The organism is Armatimonadota bacterium (assembly GCA_017303935.1).
GTDB lineage: Bacteria > Armatimonadota > Fimbriimonadia > Fimbriimonadales > Fimbriimonadaceae > JAFLBD01.
Genome location: JAFLBD010000001.1, coordinates 615,312 through 637,365, shown reverse-complemented (window position 1 = coordinate 637,365; position 22,054 = coordinate 615,312). Strand labels below are relative to the sequence as shown.

Annotated in this window: 17 protein-coding genes; 7 read left to right on the top strand and 10 right to left on the bottom strand. The window is 52.9% G+C overall.

What is annotated here, in order from left to right:
* Positions 1 to 35: 35 nt before the first annotated feature.
* From J0L72_03000 to J0L72_02990, 3 genes are read right to left on the bottom strand one after another with little or no spacing between them, the layout of a single operon-like run.
* The gene (locus J0L72_03000; protein MBN8689742.1) at positions 36 to 917 is read right to left on the bottom strand and encodes an HDOD domain-containing protein; all 882 of its coding nucleotides are present in this window, start codon (positions 915 to 917) and stop codon (positions 36 to 38) included.
* 5 nt (positions 918 to 922) lie between these two features.
* Entirely contained in the window at positions 923 to 3,031 is a 2,109-nt protein-coding gene (locus J0L72_02995) for a chemotaxis protein CheA (protein MBN8689741.1), read from the bottom strand.
* A gap of 28 nt (positions 3,032 to 3,059) precedes the next feature.
* Positions 3,060 to 3,503, bottom strand: coding sequence for a purine-binding chemotaxis protein CheW (locus J0L72_02990; protein MBN8689740.1), 444 nt, complete (start codon positions 3,501 to 3,503; stop codon positions 3,060 to 3,062).
* 180 nt (positions 3,504 to 3,683) lie between these two features.
* Here J0L72_02990 and J0L72_02985 point away from each other — a divergent pair, with 180 nt between their 5' ends.
* Genes J0L72_02985 through J0L72_02975 form a run of 3 tightly spaced genes read left to right on the top strand, consistent with a single transcriptional unit; the run spans position 3,684 to position 7,191 of the window.
* The gene (locus J0L72_02985; protein MBN8689739.1) at positions 3,684 to 4,649 is read left to right on the top strand and encodes a hypothetical protein; all 966 of its coding nucleotides are present in this window, start codon (positions 3,684 to 3,686) and stop codon (positions 4,647 to 4,649) included.
* A 53-nt stretch (positions 4,650 to 4,702) separates the two neighbouring features.
* The gene (locus J0L72_02980) at positions 4,703 to 5,845 is read left to right on the top strand and encodes a hypothetical protein (GenBank protein MBN8689738.1); all 1,143 of its coding nucleotides are present in this window, start codon (positions 4,703 to 4,705) and stop codon (positions 5,843 to 5,845) included.
* Positions 5,846 to 5,880: 35 nt separating this feature from the next.
* Complete coding sequence (locus J0L72_02975; GenBank protein ID MBN8689737.1) at positions 5,881 to 7,191, top strand: caspase family protein; 1,311 nt, start codon at positions 5,881 to 5,883, stop codon at positions 7,189 to 7,191.
* A gap of 67 nt (positions 7,192 to 7,258) precedes the next feature.
* On the opposite strand, the gene glmM is transcribed toward J0L72_02975, so the two are convergent.
* The 3 genes from glmM to der are packed head-to-tail and all read right to left on the bottom strand — an operon-like array spanning position 7,259 to position 10,591.
* Positions 7,259 to 8,641: a phosphoglucosamine mutase gene (gene glmM, locus J0L72_02970; GenBank protein ID MBN8689736.1), complete on the bottom strand. Its 1,383-nt coding sequence runs from the start codon at positions 8,639 to 8,641 to the stop codon at positions 7,259 to 7,261.
* The gene (locus tag J0L72_02965; protein ID MBN8689735.1) at positions 8,638 to 9,195 is read right to left on the bottom strand and encodes a nucleotide exchange factor GrpE; all 558 of its coding nucleotides are present in this window, start codon (positions 9,193 to 9,195) and stop codon (positions 8,638 to 8,640) included. The genes glmM and J0L72_02965 overlap by 4 nt, the downstream gene beginning before the upstream one ends.
* 49 nt (positions 9,196 to 9,244) lie before the next feature.
* Positions 9,245 to 10,591: a ribosome biogenesis GTPase Der gene (gene der, locus J0L72_02960; protein ID MBN8689734.1), complete on the bottom strand. Its 1,347-nt coding sequence runs from the start codon at positions 10,589 to 10,591 to the stop codon at positions 9,245 to 9,247.
* Positions 10,592 to 10,640: 49 nt separating this feature from the next.
* Between der and J0L72_02955 the strand changes: the two genes are divergently transcribed.
* From J0L72_02955 to J0L72_02940, 4 genes are all read left to right on the top strand, one after another.
* A complete protein-coding gene (locus J0L72_02955; protein ID MBN8689733.1) occupies positions 10,641 to 11,171 on the top strand; it encodes an acyloxyacyl hydrolase in 531 nt (176 codons plus the stop codon).
* Positions 11,168 to 12,265, top strand: a complete 1,098-nt coding sequence (gene tgt, locus J0L72_02950) for a tRNA guanosine(34) transglycosylase Tgt (GenBank protein MBN8689732.1) — start codon at positions 11,168 to 11,170, stop codon at positions 12,263 to 12,265. Before J0L72_02955 ends, tgt begins: the two co-directional genes overlap by 4 nt.
* Before the next feature lie 153 nt (positions 12,266 to 12,418).
* Entirely contained in the window at positions 12,419 to 13,825 is a 1,407-nt protein-coding gene (gene glnA / locus J0L72_02945; GenBank protein ID MBN8689731.1) for a type I glutamate--ammonia ligase, read from the top strand.
* An 82-nt stretch (positions 13,826 to 13,907) separates the two neighbouring features.
* Positions 13,908 to 15,560, top strand: a complete 1,653-nt coding sequence (locus J0L72_02940; protein MBN8689730.1) for a B12-binding domain-containing protein — start codon at positions 13,908 to 13,910, stop codon at positions 15,558 to 15,560.
* Here the strand turns inward: J0L72_02940 and J0L72_02935 are convergent.
* The 4 genes from J0L72_02935 to J0L72_02920 are packed head-to-tail and all read right to left on the bottom strand — an operon-like array spanning position 15,547 to position 21,939.
* Positions 15,547 to 16,578, bottom strand: coding sequence for a beta-lactamase family protein (locus J0L72_02935; protein ID MBN8689729.1), 1,032 nt, complete (start codon positions 16,576 to 16,578; stop codon positions 15,547 to 15,549). The two genes, J0L72_02940 and J0L72_02935, sit on opposite strands and share 14 nt — an antisense overlap.
* Entirely contained in the window at positions 16,571 to 18,199 is a 1,629-nt protein-coding gene (locus tag J0L72_02930) for a hypothetical protein (protein ID MBN8689728.1), read from the bottom strand. Before J0L72_02930 ends, J0L72_02935 begins: the two co-directional genes overlap by 8 nt.
* 31 nt (positions 18,200 to 18,230) lie before the next feature.
* Positions 18,231 to 20,756: a hypothetical protein gene (locus J0L72_02925; protein ID MBN8689727.1), complete on the bottom strand. Its 2,526-nt coding sequence runs from the start codon at positions 20,754 to 20,756 to the stop codon at positions 18,231 to 18,233.
* A 31-nt stretch (positions 20,757 to 20,787) separates the two neighbouring features.
* On the bottom strand, positions 20,788 to 21,939 hold the full coding sequence (locus J0L72_02920) for an FAD-dependent oxidoreductase (protein ID MBN8689726.1): 1,152 nt from the start codon (positions 21,937 to 21,939) through the stop codon (positions 20,788 to 20,790).
* Positions 21,940 to 22,054 lie beyond the last annotated feature (115 nt).

Sequence of the window (22,054 nt, the reverse complement as noted above, 5' to 3'; positions counted from 1 at the left end):
CCAACCGAATTGGCACCTGGAAAATTGCTAGCTCGTTAATCTTTGAGGCTTCCGATCAATTCCATTGCGGCGTCGACCTTGATCTTTGCGTTTTCGTACAATTCTTGCAATTGCTCTTCAGTGAAGCCGAGCCAATTGACGACTTGTTCGGAAAGCTCGAGTGCCTCGAAGCTGACTTCCTTGCCGTGAACCAACAGTTCGGCAATTCGCTCACCGACATGGACGGCATACAGAGAGTCGATTGGATCGCCATCGAAGCTGTCTTCGTGCCGCTTGACCAAGAGGCAAAGGTTTTCCGGCAATTTCCACTTGACCATCAGATCAAATCCAACTTCAGCGTGGTTTGTCTGTAGTCGAAGATTCTCGACATCAAAAATTCTGCTCTGCGAGTTCTCTGCTTCTTCCAACACGCTCAAATAACTTCGCGAAAGTTGGCTCAGCATGAACAAGCAGCCGATGTTTTGGAGCAATCCTCCCACGAAAGCAAGCTCAACTTCTTTCGCGTCAAATCGCTTCTTGCGGGCAATCCACTGAGCGGCCGAAGCTGTCGCAAAGGCCATTTCCCAGCATCGCATCTGGGCGTCTTTGGCCTGCGTTCCCACTGCGCTAAAGCTCGAAATCATGGTCACGGAAAGCACCAAGTTACGGACTTGTTGGTAACCCAGCATGACTACAGCTTGGTTCACCGAAGCCACTTGCCCACTCAAGCCAAAATAGGCCGAATTGACCACGCGCAACAGCTTTGAAGAAATCGCCTGGTCGGACCGAATCAATTGCTCGATTTCACCGACCGTACCGCTATTCGAAGACTCCGTCAATTGCAAAATTTTCACAAGAACGTTCGGCAACGGAGGCAACTCTTGAGTTGCCTTCGAAAGCGTGTCCTTGATAATCTGAGGATTAAGTTGAAATGCCATAACTCTTAACTATTCCGATTTTTGTCAACGAGCCCGTTGACATCCAAAATTAGCGCCACATTGCCATCTCCCAAGATGGTCGCTCCGCTGATTCCAGGGATTTCTCCGCAGAACTGGCTTAGCGATTTGATGACGACTTCACGCTCACCAATCAGTTTGTCGACAGCTAGACCGACTCGTTGCTCGGCTAAACCTACGACCACTACATATCTTTGGCCTCCAAGCCTTGATTCGTTAGGAGATTTTGCGGACTCCAGCACATTATTCAGGTCTATGAACGGAGTTGTTAGTCCACGGATAACAATCACTTGCCTGCCATTGACCCGTTCGATCTGCTTTTCGTCGACCAACAAAGTCTCTATGACCGAGCCAAGTGGGACAACATAGACGTTCGAGTTGAGCTCGACCAACAACCCACGGATGATCGCCAAGGTCAGCGGGAGTCGCAGACTAAATTTGGTGCCTTGCCCCAGAGTGGATTCGAGATCAATGATTCCGCCAAGCTTTTGGATGTTGGACCGGACGATGTCCATTCCGACGCCACGTCCACTGACCTCGCTTACTTCTTGTGCGGTGCTTAGTCCGCTTGCGAAAATGAGTTGGAGTGCTTCTTTATCCGTGAGGCGGTCAGCTGCGTCCTTAGTCAGCAAGCCCGACTGAATAGCCTTCGATTTGACCCGCTCAACATCAATTCCGTTACCGTCATCAACGATTTCGATGACGATATGGTTTTCTTGGTGCTTTGCGCTTAGCCAAACCGATCCACTAGACGGCTTTCCGCGCTTTGCGCGCTCGTCAGGCATTTCGAGGCCGTGATCGATACTATTTCGAAGAATGTGCAGTAGCGGATCGCCGATCACTTCAATGACGCTTCGATCGAGTTCGGTCTCTCCTCCCGTGATCTCGAGCTTGACGTCTTTGCCAAGCTTTTGGGCAAGATCTCGGACGACCCTAGGGAAACGGTTGAAAACGGTTTCGATCGGAGTCATTCGCGCCTTCATGATCTGATCTTGAAGGTCGCTGGTGATTCGATGGATGTGGCTCACCGTCTCGGTGAGCGCTTCGATATGGTGATCACCAAATTTGGTACCAAGGTCTGAGCCGATTTGGGCAATTCGCGTTCGATCAATGACTAATTCCCCGACCAAGTTCATCAGGTTGTCGAGCCGGGTCACATCGACGCGAACCGTTTGACCGGTTTCGAGCTTCTTTACGGGCCCTGCCGGCGCAGTCGGCGCGGCAGCAGTTTCTTCCTTGGCGACAATTGCAGCCGTGGCATCAACGACGTTGCTCGCTTCGGATTGGGGTTTGGTTTCTGCTTGGGCAGAAGAGGATTGTTCGGTAGCGGCGGTCCAGGGGCCGACGTGGCTCCATTCCATCTCGCTGATTTCGGAGAGTTTCTTCGCTAAATTTTCTTGTAGTTCTGTACTTTGGAATACGAGTTCAAATTCGAGTTCAAACTGTTCTTCTTCAAGTGCTTCTAAGCTCGGCTTGGCGACGAGGAGTTCACCTGTTTCTTGCACAGCACTGATCGCCATGAACGCTCGAACCCATTTCATCGCGCAGTCGGCCACCAACCGGAACTTGGCGTGGAACAGCTTCGAATCCGCCGATGCCTCGGTCAGGAGTTGAATATCTTCTTCAGTGAGCTTTGACTCAAACCCAGAAGCCGTATCTTGAACAGCCTGATCTCCGCCAGAGGAGTCGGTCTGGGTTGGGGCTGAAGTTCCGCCCACAAAGCCTTGCAGTTGTCGCACCAGCAGATCGCATTCGACCTGGTCTCCGGTCCCAGCCTCGATCGAGTCGATCATCTGCGCCAAGAAATCTTGGCAGCTCAATAGAGAGTCCGCGATCCGAGCTTCCATCTGGATGACGCCGTTACGCAGGTTGTCCAGGACATTCTCCATCTCGTGGGTGAGTTCAGCCATGTGGGTGAATCCCATCGCGCGAGCGGAGCCCTTGAGCGTGTGGGCGGCGCGGAAGATCACCTGAAGACGTTCAACGGAAGGATCCGTCTCCAGCTTCAGCGTCTCGGCTTCAAGCACCTCGAGTTGTTCTCGCGCTTCCTGCAAGAACAACCCGATGTATTGCGACATATCGAGTTCGTAGCTCATGAAATTGTTCTTCTAGTGGTGTCGAGGCTTAAGCGGCGAGGATAAGGTTCAAGTCGATAAGCGTGATCAATCCATGTTCGGTCTTCGCCACTCCTCTAACGAACTGGCAGTCTTGGTCTGCGACCAATGCCGGTGCTGGCTCTACCTGTTCCGGATCGAGGGTGATGACCTCGCTAACAGCGTCCACAACAATGCCGACCACGCCATCTGCCGAATCGACCACGATGATTCGGGTGTCGTCGCAGTCTTCTTTCGTGTATTGACCGAACCGTTTGTTCAGGTCGATCACTGGAATTGTCTTGCCTCGAAGATTCACCAAACCTCGCAGGTGGCTCTCTGTTCGCGGAATGGAAGTGACCTCAGGAAGGCGAATGATTTCGTTGATTTGAAAGATGTCGATGCCGTAATTTTCTTCGCCCAAGGTGAAGACAACCATTTGTTGTTCGGTGGTGAACTCAGTATTCTCAGCCATAGAATGAACCTCTAAGTCATATGTTCGGAGATTCACCCTGACAACTTTATGAGGAAAACCACTGGTTCTTTGCGGTTTTTTGTGCAGAATTGAGGTCGTTTTGCAGAACCACGAGATCGAAAGGACTGCATTGGTCGTCTAAAATCTGCGACAATGCATGCATAGCATTAGTGAGCTGATATGAAAAGATTTCTTTGGATCGGTGTGACGACCGTTCTTGCCTCGGGCGCGTGGGCAGGAACTATTCAGATTACTTCGCCGAGAACTGGCGACTTTTTGGGGCGAACGAACCAGCTTAAGTTCACCACCACCAACTCCTTTGCTCAAGCCCGTGTGGCCGCTACGATCACCAACGTAGCCAACCCGTTGATCCGGTTCACCAAGCAAGGCGACTTCGACCCAAACGACGAAAACAAGATCACCGGCAACCTTGATTTGAACTTTGACCGATCGACTCCAGAAGGTCTGTACACGATCGTTGTGACGGTCACTGAACCCGGAAACAGCTACCCTGTGACCACGATCAGCAATGTCACCATCGACGTGGTCGAACCGAAGTTTTTGGACAGCAATCCTTTGAGCGGTACTTTCGTCCGCGGATTGGTTCCAATTCAACTTAGTCTTCAAGAGAACAACATTGAAGAGTGGCGCGTGCAGGTGAATGGAACTGACATTCCAAACAACACCGGCAATACTTCGACCGTCAACGTCACCTGGGACACCGCTGCCATCGAACGCGACGGTTCACAGTCGATCAACATCAAAGTAGACGACAAAGCGAAGAACTCAGCGAATAAGGGGATCAATGTCACGCTCGACCGAGTGGCTCCATCGATCCAAATCCTGTCGCCAACATCGACCGCATTCCGCCCAGGCGCAACAATTCCAGTTGCCGTCGATATTCTTGACCAGTTCTCTGGATCGGTGACTCCGCTTGCTGTGGACGTTTCGATGTACACCACAGGCAACGTTTTGATTGGCAGGGTCGCACGAATTTCCGCCCGAAACAGCGGCAACAATCTGAATTGGACTGGACGGATTCGAAACACCCGAGTCCTTCCTCGACAATTCTATTTGAGGGTCACCGCGATTGACCGCGCTGGAAATCCTGCGACAACGCAACAGGTCACTGTAAATCTCAGATAAAATTCTTTCGATCATTACGTCACTACATGGAGGTCCCATTGAATCGAGTAAATTTGCGAACCATCACTTGCGCGTCTGCGCTACTTGTCGGCGCCGCTGGCTACAGCCAAATTCCTGATCTTCTGACTGCATTTGATGCGGGCGGACGATCCTTGGGTCTTGGCTCAACACTCGGAGCGAGTGGCAGTAACACTCAATCTGCGATCACCAACCCGGCCGGCTTGGGATACAGTTCGCAAGCTCAGTTCAACATGACCGCTCGGAACCTGACCGAGTCTGAGACTAAGATCAGCAATAGCTTTGTTGATCCGGACTACGAAGTGAGCGGCACGAGTGGTAAGCGGGTCATCACCCACCTTGGATACATCAAGCCGCTGGGCAAGAACGCTTCGCTTGGCCTGGCGTATTCGGTTGGCGGCTATATTCGGGATCGAAAGACTGGCACAAACTTGACCGACGGCAACCTGGTTTATCGAAACTACAATGAGTTGCTTCGAGCCAAGACCGACTTCTTCGCGATCTCCTACGGCAAGGCCTCCGGAGACTTTAAGCAGTCCTTTGGTGCGGGTGTGATCATGGCGAGCCACAACACGCGCAACAACCAGACCTATCAACTGTTCAATAGCAACGGAACTCCTGACACGGGCGACGATACTCAGATCCCAGTGACACCGCTCGAGAATTCGGGCACCCTGTTCGGACTTGGAGCTGTGGTGGGGTTGCAGTTCAACCCAGATGCGAACACAAGTTTCGGCTTTAGCTTGCGAACTCCGATCGAACTCTCTGGCGACGCCGCAGTGGAAGATTATTACAAGCGGATTCCAGGCAAATTCTCCGCTGGCATCGCTCGCCGCATGGATTCCGTTCGAACCGAAGATGACTCGCTGTTGGTCGGTGCGCAAATGGATTACTTCTTCGGAGGTAGCTCAGCTGGCATCATTCACCGAAAGAACAACCAGCTTGCTCTCGGAGTCGGCGCGGAATACGCTTTCCGATACCGTGGAGGTACCATGCCTATCCGGATCGGATTCCGAAACGTGGGCAAAGGCGGAGACGGATTTAGCCAAACCAACCATTTCACATTCGGTTTTGGCTATGCGCCAGATGGCTCGAACTACGCCATCGACCTAGATTTTGGTAGCTCGGACCGAGGAGCAAGCGATCTTTCGCTCTCACTCACCTACCGATTCAAATAAATAGATATCTTTGAGGGGCAAAAAAGAAGATTAGCATGAAGTTTTCACGGATTGGACTCAGTTTAGTTGCAGTCCTTGCGGCAAGCGTCGCATTTGGCCAAGCATGGTCAGATGCATACAACGCGGGTCTCAAGAGCGCGAAAAGCCTCAAGTGGGGCGAGGCTCGCGAAGCATTTGTTCGCGCAGCTTCCTTGAGGGCTGAGGACTACTCAGGCTCGACCAAGCTTCCCGGACCTGCCACCGAGCGACGGTTTTGGCGAAACGGCGCACCCTACTCACCTAATTTCGCTGCAGCATATTGCGGACTGAAGCTCACAAACGAGATCACCTCGGATGCAGACAAAACCGCATTGCTGAAGCAAGTCGCTGGTGAGTTCGAAGCGCTCGTTGCGAAGGGTCAAGACAGCCGAGAAACCTACTACTTCTTGAGCATGGCCTACTCGAATCTTCGAGATGTCGCCAAGCAGCAAGAACTCGAAACCAAGTACCAAGGCAAGAACGGCAAGTTCGATTGGAAGGTTGATGGCGAGTTCTTCACGCAAGAAGATAAGGCCGCTCTGGGTCAACTGACCGGAAACACCGACGTCATCAACTCCAACGGAGGCACAACAACGACCACCATCGGTGACGCTGGCCCTGCCCGAGTGATGGCCGACAAGTACGCATTGTTAATCGGAAACTCTGAATCTCGTGTCGAGGGAATGAAAGTTCCTTTCGCAGCATCAGACGTTCTGTTCCTCCGAGAAAAGTTGGTTCAATACGCTGGCTATGGCCAAGCGAACATCGACGTTATCTCGAACGCAGGCGCAGCACAGATGAAGGCGTCGGCTGAAGCATTTGCACAACGAGTCACCAATGGCGCCACGGTGTTCTTGTTCTTCTCCGGCGGAGGATCAAACCTCGACGGTAAGGACTTTTTGGCTGGAATCGACGCGAAGTCTTCGACAGATTCCGCTTCGATGTACTCTAAGGGCGACTTCTACAAGTTGTTCGTATCGAAGGGTTGCAAGATCTTTGCTTTCTTCCAAGTGAGCCGCCCAGTGGTTGCCGGTCGATACTTCGGCCTGGAAACTCCGATGGTGGGTTCCATCGCCCAAACTCAGGCCACCATTCCGAATGGATCGGTTTATAGCGTTGTGCGAAACGGTCAGGAAGTCGGATTGTTCAGCGACGCGATTGGTGGCGTGCTCGGTGAGTTCCGATCGAACCAAGTGCCAATCACCGAATTCGGCTGGAGAGTTTTCGACTGGATGCGCGGCGGACGCAATGGCGATTCCGGTACCGGAAGTCAGCAAGTTATGACTCTCCCGGTCATCGTGAACATGCTCTCTGACGAACGATTCTAATCTGAGTTCAATGACAAAAACAGCCCGGTTACCACGAGGAACCGGGCTTTTCTGTTTCAGCAGATTTCTAGTCGCCGAGAGCGTGCGTCAGGTCCACTTTCGAGTAGACCTTGCCGCCAAGTTGGTCGAGCAAAGTTGATTCGATCTCAGAGGCGACATGGTCGCGCTTTTCTGCATCCGCGCACTCCACCATCACCCGCAAGATCGGCTGCGTACCGCTGGCTCGGACGTTGACGCGTCCGGAGTCGCCAAGCTGTTCTTGTCCGGCCTGAATCACTGCCATGACCGCAGAATTTGTGTCCCAACCTTCCTTCCGATCGACTTTCAAATTGATCAGTAGCTGGGGGTGGTTCTCAAATTCATCCACGAACGAATCTGCGCCTCTTCCCTCTCTTCGTAGGACTCGAACCAATTCCAAAGCGGTGACCAGTCCATCGCCGGTTGGGCCGCGTTCGCTGAAAATGATGTGACCACTTTGCTCGCCGCCAACTTTCGCACCAAGCTTTTCCATGAGCGCACTGACGTACTTGTCGCCGACATCCGCTCGCTGGAGTTCGACTCCGTGGTTCCGGACGTACGATTCAAACGCACCATTGCTCATCACCGTACCCACGATGATCGCCGGATCAAATTGCCCGGCTGCGCGCCAATGGCTCGACCAAATTCCCATGGTACGGTCGCCGTTGATCAACCTTCCTTGGCGGTCGCTGAAGACGGCGCGGTCCGCGTCGCCATCATAAGCAATTCCGATCACGGCACCAGAAGATTTGGTGAGTTCCTGGATGGTCTCTGGCTTCGTGGCACCGCCTTCTTCATTGATGTTCACCCCGTCTGGGTTCACGCCGGTGGCGATCACCTGAGCACCGAGCTTTTCGAAAATCTGGACACCAAAGAAATATCCGGCGCCATGCGCGGCGTCGATCGCAATCTTCATCCCGTCGAGTCGTTCTGGAACGATGCTCTCTAGGAACTGCAAATAGCCTTGGATGACTGTTGGGTTGGGCTCAATTCGGCCAACTCTCCCGCCTAGGGGCCGATCATCAAAAGGTTCCGAAGTCAGAGCGACGATTCGACTCTCGCCGTCGGAGGGCAACTTCTTTCCGTTGCCAGCGAAAATTTTGATGCCGTTATCTGGTGCCGGATTGTGACTCGCCGAGATCACGAAACCCAGCGAGTAGCCGTTTTGCCGGGTAATCGTGCTGATCGCTCCGGTCGGAATCACGCCAAGAGTATCGACATCGACTCCGGCAGAACAGAGTCCCGCCGCGAGTGCGGCGCCGAGCATCGATCCGGACTTTCGGGTGTCTCGACCAACGACTACGCGATTTTTAAGCTTCTGCTCTTGGATGTAGCGCCCTGCTGCCAAGCCAATTGCGAAAGCGTCTTCCGGCAAGATGCCTTGGTTGGCGACTCCTCGAACGCCGTCCGTCCCAAACTTGATCGGGCTCATTCGCTTGGCGCCCTTGCAATCCGGACCCGTGCTGGCCGCAGTACTCTTCCAAACAGCGTGTACCCGGGTTCGATTTCATCCACAACAGTGTCAGGTTCAAATTCAGTAGTTTCAATGACGGCGATCGCGTCGTGAATCTCTGGATCAAAGTGCGAACCAACGGCAGGAATCCGAGTCATCGAGTTGCTTTCAAGCACCGATTGAAGCTGCTTTTTAACCATCGTGATGCCCTGCAAAATTGCGGCTGGGTCGGCTCCTGCGGAAAGCGAAGCAACGGTCCGTTCAAAGTTGTCCAGAACCGGGATCAAACTGCGCATGAACTCCTCGTTGGAGTACCGCCGGGAGCTTTCTTGCTCCTGTGCAGCGCGCTTCCGAAAGTTCTGTAAGTCGGCGAGCGAGCGCATCAATTGCTCGCGAAGTTGATCTCGCTCGGCTTCTACTTCCGACAATCTCGAAAGGTCGTCGTCAAATTCGCCAAGTTCGTCGTCGACCTCTTCAATCACTTGAAAGGCCTGTTCAGTTTCAATGCTGGTCATGTCTTCTGGCATCTGCATTCTTCTAAATTTCTACGTCAAATAACAGTAAATTGAACCCAAATTGGGGCTATTCGTCCTTGCTATGGCTACTTCGCACAAACACTCGAATCGGTGTTCCAGGCAATGGGTATTGCTTCCGAATCTGATTCTCCAAATAGCGCTTGTAGCTAAAGTGCATCGTGTCTGGATCGTTCACAAACAGCAGGAACGTCGGAGGACTCGTCGTCACCTGAGTCGAGTAGTAAATCTTCAAGGCTCGGCCCTTGCTAGTGTAAGGCCGTCGAAACGCTGCTTCTTGAATCAGTCGGTTCAGCTGGCCGGTCGAAATCCGGAACATCCAGTTGTCGATGCTATACAAGACTGCATCCAGCACCGGCTCGAGCCCAGCACTTTCGATTGCACTTGTAAACACGATCGGCGCATAGTCGCAATCCGGCAGTTCATCCCGAATCCGCTTTTCCATCGCCTTCTTTTCGACCGATTTGGTGCGGGGGCACCCGTCTGGTGGCTCCTTCTTGTCCCACTTGTTGACAGCGATCACCAAGGCTCGGCCGAGATCGTGGCTGATCTTCGCAACCCGCTTGTCTTGGTCCGTTAACCCTTCGTCGCCGTCGATGACGAGCAACGAGCATTGGGCGCGCTCCACGGCCCGGGTACTCCGCAGAGCCATGTAATACTCGACCGTGCCTTGAATCTTGCCCCGGCGCCGAATTCCCGCCGTGTCGATCAACCGGAACGACTCATTCTGATACTCGATCAAAGTGTCAATCGCGTCTCGTGTCGTACCGGGGATGTTGCTCACAATCGACCGAGTTTCTCCGGTAAACGCGTTCAGCAAACTTGATTTCCCGACATTTGGTCGTCCGATGATGGCCAGCCGAATCTCTTCCCGCTCTTCCTTCGGCTCCGATTCTGGCAATGATTCAACAATCTCATCGAGGACGTCGGCGACTCCTCGACCGCTCAGGCCACTGACCGGAAAAACACGCTCAAATCCGAGTTCGTAGAATTCGGTCGCAAGCCCTTCTCGGCTTGGGTTGTCGGCCTTGTTCGCCACGACCATAACCTTAGACTTCGCGCTACGTAGCCGATCGGCAAGGTCGCGATCGCCCATCGAAAGGCCGTCTACGCAGTCCACAAGAAAGATCACGACTTCAGCTTCTTGCAGCGCAATTTCGGCTTGGAGGCGAATCTGCTCCACCAACGGGTCTTCATCGCCGAACAGGATTCCGCCGGTATCCACCAAGAGGAACCGCTTGCCGCGCCACTCTGTTTCGGCGTAGAGTCTATCCCTGGTGACACCAGGTTGGTCCTCAACGACGGCCACACGCTTTCCAACGATTCTGTTGAAGAGCGTGCTTTTGCCGACATTGGGCCGACCTACGACTACGACTGTAGGTAATTTGAGTGCCACGGGAGTCCTATAGGATACCGCCTCCGACAAGGTATCTTACGAAGTTCCCATGCTATTACTGGATTCCAAACCACCAGAAATGCACTCCGAAGTCAGAACTGCCTACATCGCACCGATGGTCAACATGCCGATCATTGGGTCGCAAGACAAGCGAGTCGGAATCACCATGGGGATCCAGTGGGCGCATCCTGAAAAGCGGCTTACGCTCAATGGTCACAGGCTCTATCTTGTATTCGAATCTCAGTTGTCATTTAGCTATGGCGGCGGCTGGAATCGGCGACCCCGAGACAAAGCATGGGCGATTGCGAGTCTCGGCCTTGCTCGGTACGAAGTGATCGGGCCTAGCAAGCGCGGATTCTTCTACGAACTCGGTTGGGGACTACACCTCGCCAACGAGTCCACATTTGATCTGGACTCGAGGCTCAATAGCACGCCAACATTAGGTGGTGGGATCATTTTTGACCGTGCTGGAGCGACCTACCAACTGGGTCTTCGTTGGTATCACATCTCGAATGCAGGCACCGTCGGTCACAACCAAGGCCAGAATCAGCTGCTTCTGCAAATTGGGGTTCGATTCTGAGCGTTCATTACGAACTGCTTTCGATTTGCCCGATCACCAAAGCTCGGCGCGGACGGCTGCACACGCCACACGGGGTTGTGGAAACGCCTGCGTTCATGCCCGTCGGAACTCAAGGCACCGTCAAAACGGTGTCTTCTGACGAAATTCGCGCGATGGGATTCCAACAAATCCTCTCAAACACCTATCACTTGAGCCTGCGACCCGGAGAGGAGCTCGTCCAGAGGCTGGGTGGCCTGCACAAGTTCATGGATTGGGAGGGCTCTATTCTCACCGACTCTGGAGGTTATCAAGTGATGTCGCTGAGCTCGATGCGTGAGATCAACGACGAATCAGTCCGGTTCAAGTCTCACCTCGATGGTCACGAGATCGTGATGCGCCCTGAAGACTCGATCACGATTCAAGGCAAGCTTGGTGTGGACATCAGCATGTGTTTGGACGAGTGTCCGCCTTATCCCTGTACGAAAGATGAGGCGGCGGCAGCAATGCGAAGAACCCACCTCTGGGCACCACGAAATCTAGCCGCAGCTAAGCCAGATCAAGCCGTCTTCGGCATTGTCCAAGGCGGTGTCCATGAAGATTTGCGCACCGAATCCGCACAATTTCTCTCAGAGCTTCCATTCGCTGGGATGGCGATCGGCGGGGTCAGCGTGGGAGAACCCACAGAGATGCAGTACCCGGTGGTGCAGTTCACTGCTCCCTTGCTTCCTGCCCAAAAAGCCCGCTATTTGATGGGCGTAGGGCATCCGAAAGACATCTTGCACGCCGTTGCCAGCGGCGTTGATCTGTTTGATTGTGTGCTTCCGACCCGTATGGCTCGCCACGCCACTCTGTATACGCTTCGTGGCCGCGTGAACGCGATGAATCAGAAATGGTCTGAATTCGATGGTCCACACGATCCCGACAGCGTTTTTCATCCAACACGTAACACTTCGGCGGCTTACCTGCGGCATTTGTTCAAAGCCAAAGAGCCGCTTGGTGCGCGGCTGGCTTCACTGCATAACCTCTGGTTCTACTCGCGGCTGATGTCCGAAATCCGTAGTGCCATCGAAAACGGCTCTTGGAATGAATTGATCCAGCGATATGAAAATGCCTGAAGAATCGTGCGGCGAATAGTCGGGCTCAGGCGTCCTCATCGTTGGGGCTTTGCCCCATAAGTCCAGTACTTCCAGACCGGGATCCGGCGCAACGGGGCGCCTCTATTTTGTCGTTTGTGAAGGTCGGACAAAGTGCAAGAGAGGGAACCTAAAATGACGCCAAAAGAAGCTGTTAAATTTGTTAAGGAGAACGGGTGCGAGCTAGTCGATATCCGATTTACGGACCTGTTTGGAATGTGGCACCACTTCAGTATTCCAGCCTCCGATTTTGGAGAAGGGATCTTTGAAGATGGATTGGGATTCGATGGGTCCAGCATCCGTGGATTCCAGAGCATCGACGAAAGCGACATGCTGCTGGTGCCCGACCCAGCGTCGATTTTTGTGGACCCGTTTGGCGAATACAAAACCGCCGTCATCATGTGCGACATCGAAGATCCGATCACCCGACTCCGATATAGCCGTGATCCACGGTACGTCGCCAAGAAGGCCGAGGCCTATCTCAAATCAACCGGTATCGCTGACACCGCGTTTTTTGGCCCTGAGGCTGAATTCTTTATTTTTGACTCGCTGACCTACTCCAATCACCCGCACCACACTGGGTTTGAAATCGATAGTGTGGAAGGACATTGGAACTCCGGGACTCGCGGGCATAGCTCGACAATCGGTCCAAAGGGCGGGTACTTCCCTTGTGCTCCCGTGGATAAGCTGCAAGACATCCGAAGCGAAATGATGTTCAAGCTCATCGAGATTGGTGTCCCAATCGAAGTGCATCATCACGAAGTCGCGACTGCAGGACAATGCGAAATCGACATGCGTTTCGACACTCTCGTGAGCATGGCGGACAAGCTCCAAAAGTACAAGTACGTCGTCAAAAACGTGGCCGCGCAATACGGAATGCAGGCGACATTCATGCCGAAGCCGCTCTTTGGCGATAACGGTAGCGGAATGCACGTACACATCTCGCTATGGAAGAACAGCAAGACGATCATGTACGACGAGGCGGGCTACGCTGGACTTTCGGACGAAGCTCGATGGATGGTTGGCGGAGTGCTGAAGCATGCCGCATCGTTGCTTGCCTTCTGCGCACCGTCGACGAATTCATATCGACGGCTCGTGCCAGGCTATGAGGCTCCGATCAACTTGATTTATTCATCCCGAAATCGATCTGCGTGTGTCCGAATCCCGACATACAACAAGTCGCCGAAGGCTAAGCGAATCGAATTCCGCGCTCCAGATCCGACCGCAAACGGCTATTTGGCAATGACGGCGATTCTGATGGCGGCGCTGGATGGAATTCAAAACCGCATCGAGCCTGCCAAGCCGATTGACAAGGACCTCTACGAGCTTCCAGCCGAGGAGAAGAAGGGCATTCCGCAGACGCCAGGTTCCCTACGAGCAACGCTTGAGGCCCTGCTCCATGATCATGAATACTTGCTCAAGGGTGATGTTTTCACGCCGGACTTGATCGAGACCTATATCGATTTCAAGCTCAAGAACGAATGCGACGCGATCGACCTTCGACCGCATCCATACGAGTTCTTCATGTACGCCGACGCCTGAGAAACGTCCAGGTTTTTCGCGTAACCCTCCCCATCTGCTGTGGGGAGGGTTTTTTCTTTGCAATTGATTCAAAATAGGCACTATGTCGCAAGATAAACTGTGCACTTATGATCCGCTCATCGAGTTGATGAACCGGTTTGAAACCTTGCGGCTCACGACCGACACGGAGGACGCATTCGCTGAACTCAGTGTTGAAGATAAGCTCAAAAAGCATATCACTGACGGCGTAAAGAAGAATCTGGAGCGGCACTTAGACCTCGCGCTGGAATCGTACGCCCCCCTAGAGATTATCAACCAGATTCTGCTCGACGGCATGAAAACCGTCGGCGAACTCTTTGGAGCGGGAAAGATGCAGCTGCCATTCGTGCTGCAAAGCGCCGAAGTGATGAAGGCCTCTGTGAGGTATCTCGAACCCAAAATGGACAAGGCTGAGGGTTCGGAGAAGGGCTCGATTCTGTTGGCCACCGTCGCTGGGGATGTGCATGATATTGGCAAAAACTTGGTCGATATCATCCTTTCGAATAATGGCTACCGAGTCGTGAATATCGGTATCAAGCAACCGATTAATGCAATTTTAGAGAAGCAAGCTGAACACAATTGCGACGTGATTGGACTAAGCGGTTTGCTCGTAAAGAGCACCTTGATCATGAAGGACAATCTGCTCGAAATGAACGAGCGCAACCTGCACAATATTCCGGTGATTCTCGGCGGAGCGGCACTGACCCGAGGATATGTTGAACAAGATTTGGCAGAGTTGTACAACGGTCGAGTGGCATATGCACAGGATGCTTTTGAAGGTCTTCGGCTGATGGAAGAACTGCGCTCCCCCTCCACAGCTGAGGTCGCAACCGCACCGAACCCAGACCGAGTGAAGTCGCACCGCGTCGATACTCTGAGCCAGGATCTGTATGAGTTTGATGGCACAAAGAGTGACACTCCTCCCGCAGAGCGAACCCCGCAGTTACCTTTTTACGGAGTGCGGACCCAAACAAAATTCGACATTTTCGAAATCTACAAGTTCATCAACCGAACGGCGTTGTGGCGAGGTCAGTGGCAGTTCAAACGTCCGGCCGAAATGGACAACTTGGCGTTCCAAACTTATCTTGAGCAGAACGCGGGGCCAATCGAAGAGCGGCTCCAGCGCGAACTCGCGGCCGTGCTTGAGCCCAAGGTCGCTTGGGGATACTTCTGGTGCCGATCAGAAGGCAACTCACTCATTATCCTGAATGAGGATCAGAAAACAGAGCGCACCCGGTTCACCTTCTCTCGCCAATCCGATGGCAGGCGACTATGTCTTAGCGACTTCTTTAGCAGTTCCGAGCCCGACGTTGTAGGATTTCAGATCGTCACCGTCGGGAGCAAGGTGAGCGAGCTCGAAAGAAAGCTGTTCGCGGATGGCAAGTTCCAGGATTACCTCTATGTTCACGGGATGGGAGTCGAGACCGCCGAGGCCCTTGCCGAGTATTGGCACAAGCTTGTCCGGGCAGAAATGGGAATCGCACAAGATGATCCAGAAGAAGTCAAAGCCCTGTTCGGCGTCAAATATCAGGGTTGCCGGTACAGTTTTGGCTACCCTGCGTGCCCAAATCTCGAAGATCAGGCGCAGCTATTCGAATTACTGGAACCGCAAAAGATTGGCATCGAATTGAGCGAGGAATTTATGCTCGTACCCGAGCAGAGCACCAGCGCGATCATCGTGCACCACCCGAGCGCAAAGTACTTCAACATCCGATGATCGACTCAACGACCGACTCGTGAAATTTCCGTCGGAACTCGATGATCGCCGTGTTTTCGCGTGTTGGATGCACCCGATTGGTGAGCAATCCCGCAAAAATTCCTAGGTTCGGATCAATCCAAAGGGAGGTTCCGGTGAACCCCGTGTGCCCGAAGCTCTCGGGACTAAACAATGCGCCGGCGCTGGAGTCGCTGGAACCTGAATGAGTGTCCCACCCGAGCGCACGGGTGGAATCGGCGGATTGCTGCTTGGTCCAGCCTTGAATGACCTCGGGGCGAATAAACCCTTCCCCGCCTCGAAGAATCAGCTGGGCAAACCGAGCGACGTCTTCAGCAGTGCCGAACAGGCCAGCATTGCCCGAAATTCCGCCCAAAGAGCGTGCATTTTCGTCATGCACAACTCCAATCGGAGTGCCTTCTTCGGTCGGAGCAATCTGCAAGCTCAAACTTGCCGGAGGGTTGAATTGAAACTCCATCCCTGTTGCCTCACAAATTCTGAAGAACGGCCATGTCCAGGATTCGGGATAGACCTCGCCAGAGATGCGCTGGAGAACCGTGGCGAGGACAATAAAGCCGACACAGCTGTATTCAGTGCCCGAGCCGGGGGCACGCACTAATGGTTCGGAGAGAACTGCTCTGAGCCGGTCGTCGGAAGTTCCCTCTAACTTCCAAAAATCGCGATGAGCGGGCAGCCCGGAAGTGTGCGTGAGCAAGTGGCCAATCGTCACTCCGTGGTGGAACTCTGGAATCCAATTTCGAACTTCCGAACCGAGTCCAAACGCCCCATCCTGAAAGAAGCACATCGCGCTTGTCGTCGTGCAGATCGGTTTCGTTAAGCTGGCGAGATCATAAATCGTGCTCTTCGAAACAGACTGCCCATGCTGGTAATCCAAACATCCAACTGTGCCGAAATGAGCTCGATCGGCGGTACCCACACAGAATGATGCGCCAGGGAAAACTCCGGCTTTCACCGCAGATTCGCACTGGCGCGTCAATGATTCGAGATCGATTTCAGTCAATGTCGACCGGAGCTTCCTTAATATCCTCACCTTCCATCGGAATGAACGGCAAAGTTAGCATCCCGGGAATCGAGCAGATCACCACCACGATGAAGAATGTGGAGTAGTGCACGGCCGGATTGGTGGCGTTGTTCGACTTGACGACGTCAAAGACCATTCCGCTGATAAGCCGAGCGACCGTTGCGCCGAGCACCATCAGACCGGTTGCGATGGCGTACACAGCGGTCTCCATTTTGCGGCCACGGCAAAGGAACAACAAGTACACCATATACGCCGAGAATCCGAACCCATAGCCGAACTGGTCTACGGCGATGAGTCCATAAACAAATTCAAGATTGACCTTGGTCAATGCGGCGTAAACGTAAAACAGATTCGGAATATTAAGCGCCATCACCATCGGCCAAAGGGCCTTTTTGATGCCGAATTTCCCGATCACAACGCCTCCCAAAATTCCACCTAGCGCCAGCGCGATCACGCCAACCGTGCCGTTGATAAATCCTACTTGAGCCAGATCAATGCCCAATCCACCCTTCTCCGCCGGGTCTTGGAGAAACGGGCCGCTCATCGTTCCGATCATCACTTCGCCGAAGCGGAAGAATAGGATGAACGAGAGCACCCAGAACATCTTTGGACGGTCAAAGAATATCTTTGTTGGCTCTTGCATCCCGGTCTTCGTCCACATGTTCCAACCGGCGAGCATTCCAACCAGAATGGTCCCGAGCGAGATGGCGAGCTGTACAGGCATGGCCAGAGACTTGTAGCCGTAGTACGGATTATTCGGGTCAAGTTTCTCGAAGAACAGAGGCGTCCCAAATTTGGCGAGCATGTCATTGAACTGGTAGCCGAACAATGGACTAACAACCGGGCCTAGGGTCCAATAAATCAATCGCACGATCAAGATCAGGGCCGCGAGCAACAGGACGATCTGAACAAACCGTGAGAGCAGTTCGCCGATCTTGATCGGGGAGTGCTTTTCGTCGGATTCAGGACGCGGCAACATCTTGAGGTCATAGACCATCACCAACCCGTAGATCGCGGCCCCGGCCAAGATTGCATAGGACCATGAGGTGGTCGGCGCCGTCCCCGCCTTTTGCATGTTTGCGGCAACAGCCACCAATCCACTCGTCGTAAAGATCGCGCTCAGCCGGAAGAACATCGATCGGATTCCGATGAAGTACGAATGATTCTCAGGCTTGACCGCCAGAAGATAAAATCCGTCCGCCGCGATATCGTGGGTGGCGCTGAGGAACGCCAGGACAAAGAAAGAAATCAGAATTCCAGTCAGCCATCCGGGCGTCTGCATGGTTAGTGCGGCGGCAGCGATGCATGCCGTGATTGCGAGCTGAGTGTAAACGATCCAGGACCGCTTGGTGTCCCGCCGGTCAACCAATGCTCCCCAGAACATCTTAAGGGTCCAAGGCCATCCAATCAATGCCGTGAACACCGCAAGATCCTTGTTCTCGATCTTGAGGTCCTTCAGCATGATTCCGGTCATCTGCTGCACCATCGTGCCTGGCAGACCTTGTGCAAAGTAGAGCGCCGGAATGATGAGCCAAGGCGAAATGTATGCCGCTTTCTGGAGAGCCGTCGGGGAAGGTTTGGCCGGATCGATTGAACTCATGATAGTGTGAAATTCACTTTAGCACGATCATCTACCAGGTTGTTATCCCGCGCAAAATCAGCCCGGAACTAGGATTGGTGCATTCGATTTCAATGCTCTTGATTTCGGAGTTGGTTTCGAGCTTGAAAACCGGCGCGGCGATGTTCTCAACTTGAAACGCAGCCAATGGCTTTTGTGAGTCGTCTGGTGCGGTCACGTGGGTGCAATAGTTCACTTTGAATTCCGATTTTTGCCCCGACGCCTGAATGACGGTGACCCTCGCAATTTGGTCATGGTCTCCAAGTGCAAATTTGGATTCAAATGCAATCGAGAAGGCACTCGCGCGGTGCGGAGCCACGGTTATCGTCCTGATCTTCGGAGAGCTCTTCCCGACCTCAGTCAGAGGGCAATAAAAGTTCAGAGGCTCTAACAACTCAAAATTCACGTTACCGATTCGTTTTGATTCGGCGACTTTGCCGAGAATCCAATGATTTCCCTTTCGAGGATTTAGCGGCAAACGCTCCGCGAAGTAAAGCCTCTTGAATGCGTCGTTCAGATCGTACGAGGGCTTTTCACCACTCCAAGCATGCTCAGCTGCCAGAGCGTAAGCAGAGAACTGGGTTCTTGCGCGGAGCATGTTGTCCAAATTGCTTTCGTAACCAGCCCATGTGGTCTGCAGTGCGCCCGAGCCCGCGAGTTCGGCTGCCTTAAAGAACCCTTGAATGTTTTGTGGCCGGTTCCAGGTGCTCGCCACGACATCAAAACCTTCAGACTTAAAGAGATCAATCGAGCGATAGATTTTTGGGTCAGCGTTGTTGATGTAGTGCCAATCGGCGATGATCGCCCCTTTCGGCAGCACCTCCCTTCGGCGCTTGGCCTCTTCAGGATTGGTTCCGTTCGTGGCATCGGGAGCCTGGCCGGGCGCAAGCAGATTGTCGCCCCACAGCATCATTTTGACGCCCTTCTTTTGAGCATACGACGCGAGCCACGGAACATGGATTCGCCACAAGTTCGTAAGCGTTTTTGAGTCTGTCGACATCCCTCTCAAGTTCACTTCGTCGAGCCCAAAATGCGCGATATCGGGATTGAAAATCTCAAGAGCCTCATTCCAGATTCCCTCCAGAACTTCGCGGGATCGCGGCTTGTTCGGATCGATCGTAAACGGCACTTGCGGGTTCAAAGCGATGTCGAGGTTTTTCCCATTTTCGAAGAGCCAGCCCATATGCCCAAAGCTCTGAATGAGCGGAATTGGACGGATGCCTGCCTCTTGATATTTGGTGACCAGCGAGGTGAGCTGCTGCTTTGACATCGTGATCCCGGTGTTCGTCCCCGGAGTTGATTCCCAAGCCGTACGTTCGCATTGCAGCACCACCCGATTCATCATCATCGGGTTCATCAAATTCTGAATCAGCCTTGATTGATAGCCGATGGCTCGCGGTCCGACGAAGGTATGTAACCCCCTGAAGTGGATGCTCGGCCGATCCTCGATAATGCATGGTTCGACGCTCAGCTTGCCCTTTTCAGTAAAGGTGAGGTTGGCAAGTCGCATCAGCCCAAACTTAAATCCGGCAGGTTCGCTTGCTGTGATGGTTGCCGATTTTGAATCCACGCTGAGGCGATATCCTTCGCTGACTATTGAGGAATCCTTTTTGAAACTGATCGGCACTCCGGCGCTTTCAATGACTTCAAATCGGCTCTTGAGCCACGAGGTTGCAGCCTCCCAACCGGTGATTTGATCGCGACCCAACTGTGGCTTTTTCCATGAGATCGCGAGAGGTGTTCCGCTTCTCTTCGCGTAAGATTTCGGCTTCGGGATCAGCGGCAATTTAGTCTCTGCTGGCACCAGTGCCGTATTGGCCACCTTTGGTTTCGCCTCGACCGGGACCGATTGCGATGGAGAGCTCTTTGCGGTTTCGATTTGGTATTCGACTCGGAATTTGGCAGGAAAGGACCGTGAGACTGGAATCTCGCTGTCCCCGAACCACCATAGTTGTTTGCCGACTGCAAAGTCCCCCGAATATTGTCTCGCATCGAACAACAGCGGATTGGCCCCTTTCACCGATACATTGAGATTCAAGAGAGGATTTTTGAAAGCGAATTGATTCGATGGTGAGCCAATTTGCCTTGCTTCTGGCGTTGCAGACGGGACCGGCGGCTTTGTAAATGTTCGCGCAGTGACCCCGGCCGTTTGTACAGTGCCTTGAAGAAATGCCGGCGCCCAAAGATGGCCAAATGAAGCCTCGATCATGCAAGGATCATCGGAATTCCAGGCCAGTTCATATTCCGCAATGAGCGCGTTGCCGACTCTACGAAAATCGATTGTGCCGCTTGCAGCGGAATTGGGGTTGCCAAATGTCACCCGGGTTCCTTCTGGAGTTCGGGTGATTACCTGATCATCCCAGTTGGAACTGTAATAGCCTTTGGTCCAGCCTGGCGCGTAGTATTGGAAGAACGATCCCTGGACGATGTTGACATCCGATGCAACGACCTTCAGCCCGCTTCTGGACTGGTAATCGAACGACCAATCCCCCATATTGGAAGACGAAATGAGATTTGCGAGGACTAATCCGGCGAGCACATTCTACGGACGTTCGAACCCCGGCAGTTGATCACACGAGATTAGATTCTGATTTGCCCAAAATTTCCAGAGCGACATCTTCGGCTACGGCGAACGCAAGAGTTGTTCCCAGATCGCCGGTGATGTTCACCAACCGAACCTTTGGCTTGACGCGCAAGACGTTCACCGGGCCACCAGGGCCAGTCGAAACAAACGAGATCCTTCGATCGACAACCTCATATTGCGTGTCGTCAATTATTTTTCGGCTGGCATTTAGGAGGACTCGGTCAACTTCTTCGTCTCTGGGAAGTGTGTTCGAATTAGTGCCGCGATAAGAAGAGCCAATGACGATTGTTCCGTGGCGCAATTGCGTGGCAAAGTGATCGATTCCAAATTCGAGTTCAGTTTTGAAACGGTCTAGAATTTCGTTCCTAAACTTCGGCAACGATGGGCAGATGACAAAGCTCGGAGCATGATAAGTGTAAAGCGGTGATCGTAAAAATGCACCAGTATCTAACCTCTCGCCCGTTGGTTCTATGCGGATTTGCTGAACAGCAGAGATGCCGAGTTTTGCGTTCTTAAAGACTTCCGTGAAAAGCGGTTGGTACTCGATGCCAGCGCAAACGATCACTTCGGATGCCTGAACCATCACGTCGTCGTTACCAACATAACCATCGTCGACTCCAGTCACCAATGTGCCGAAATAGAACTCGACATTCATCTGAGTTCGAAGATGTTCAACGAGGTCCGCAATGAATCCGCCTGGATCAATTGCAAAGTCGGATGTAAAGTGCAGACCGCCAATTACGGACTGTTGATTGACCATTGGCGCAAATTCGAAAACTTGCTCATTTCGCAAGACTTGTGCGCTCGAATGGACCTGAGTTTGGCGTTCTGCAAACTCGTGGTAGAGCACCATGTCCAGTTCAGCAGTTGCGAGGGCAATGCCTCCGAATGGATTGATCCAAGCATCTATTTCTGCGATTACTTCGCGCCAAAGAACGCTGGATCGATTGGCCAGGTTACGCACTGGGCTGGGAGCCAATTTGGACGGCGAAATAATTCCGTCACTAAATGAGGAATAGCTACTTGGAGCGGGGTTCTTTTCGAACACCACCACTTCCAGTCCCATTTTGGACAGCATATAGGCGTGAGCAAGACCCAGAATCCCAGCGCCCACGACCGCAATATCAACCCTCTTCATCGAGTGCGAAACAAAAAATTGCCAAACGGCAAAACAATCATATCTTTAGACGACGTATGAAGTCCATTGACGCATGGAATATCCAGTTTTTATGCTGATATTCGCAAGTATTGTT

Excerpts from the sequence above, each read along its gene's own strand:
- J0L72_03000 (MBN8689742.1), bottom strand. The coding sequence starts at position 917 with ATGGCATTTCAACTTAATCCTCAGATTATCAAGGACACGCTTTCGAAG.
- J0L72_02995 (MBN8689741.1), bottom strand. The coding sequence starts at position 3,031 with ATGAGCTACGAACTCGATATGTCGCAATACATCGGGTTGTTCTTGCAG.
- J0L72_02990 (MBN8689740.1), bottom strand. The coding sequence starts at position 3,503 with ATGGCTGAGAATACTGAGTTCACCACCGAACAACAAATGGTTGTCTTC.
- J0L72_02985 (MBN8689739.1), top strand. The coding sequence starts at position 3,684 with ATGAAAAGATTTCTTTGGATCGGTGTGACGACCGTTCTTGCCTCGGGC.
- J0L72_02975 (MBN8689737.1), top strand. The coding sequence starts at position 5,881 with ATGAAGTTTTCACGGATTGGACTCAGTTTAGTTGCAGTCCTTGCGGCA.
- glmM (MBN8689736.1), bottom strand. The coding sequence starts at position 8,641 with ATGAGCCCGATCAAGTTTGGGACGGACGGCGTTCGAGGAGTCGCCAAC.
- J0L72_02965 (MBN8689735.1), bottom strand. The coding sequence starts at position 9,195 with ATGCAGATGCCAGAAGACATGACCAGCATTGAAACTGAACAGGCCTTT.
- J0L72_02955 (MBN8689733.1), top strand. The coding sequence starts at position 10,641 with ATGCTATTACTGGATTCCAAACCACCAGAAATGCACTCCGAAGTCAGA.
- glnA (MBN8689731.1), top strand. The coding sequence starts at position 12,419 with ATGACGCCAAAAGAAGCTGTTAAATTTGTTAAGGAGAACGGGTGCGAG.
- J0L72_02940 (MBN8689730.1), top strand. The coding sequence starts at position 13,908 with ATGTCGCAAGATAAACTGTGCACTTATGATCCGCTCATCGAGTTGATG.
- J0L72_02930 (MBN8689728.1), bottom strand. The coding sequence starts at position 18,199 with ATGAGTTCAATCGATCCGGCCAAACCTTCCCCGACGGCTCTCCAGAAA.
- J0L72_02920 (MBN8689726.1), bottom strand. The coding sequence starts at position 21,939 with ATGAAGAGGGTTGATATTGCGGTCGTGGGCGCTGGGATTCTGGGTCTT.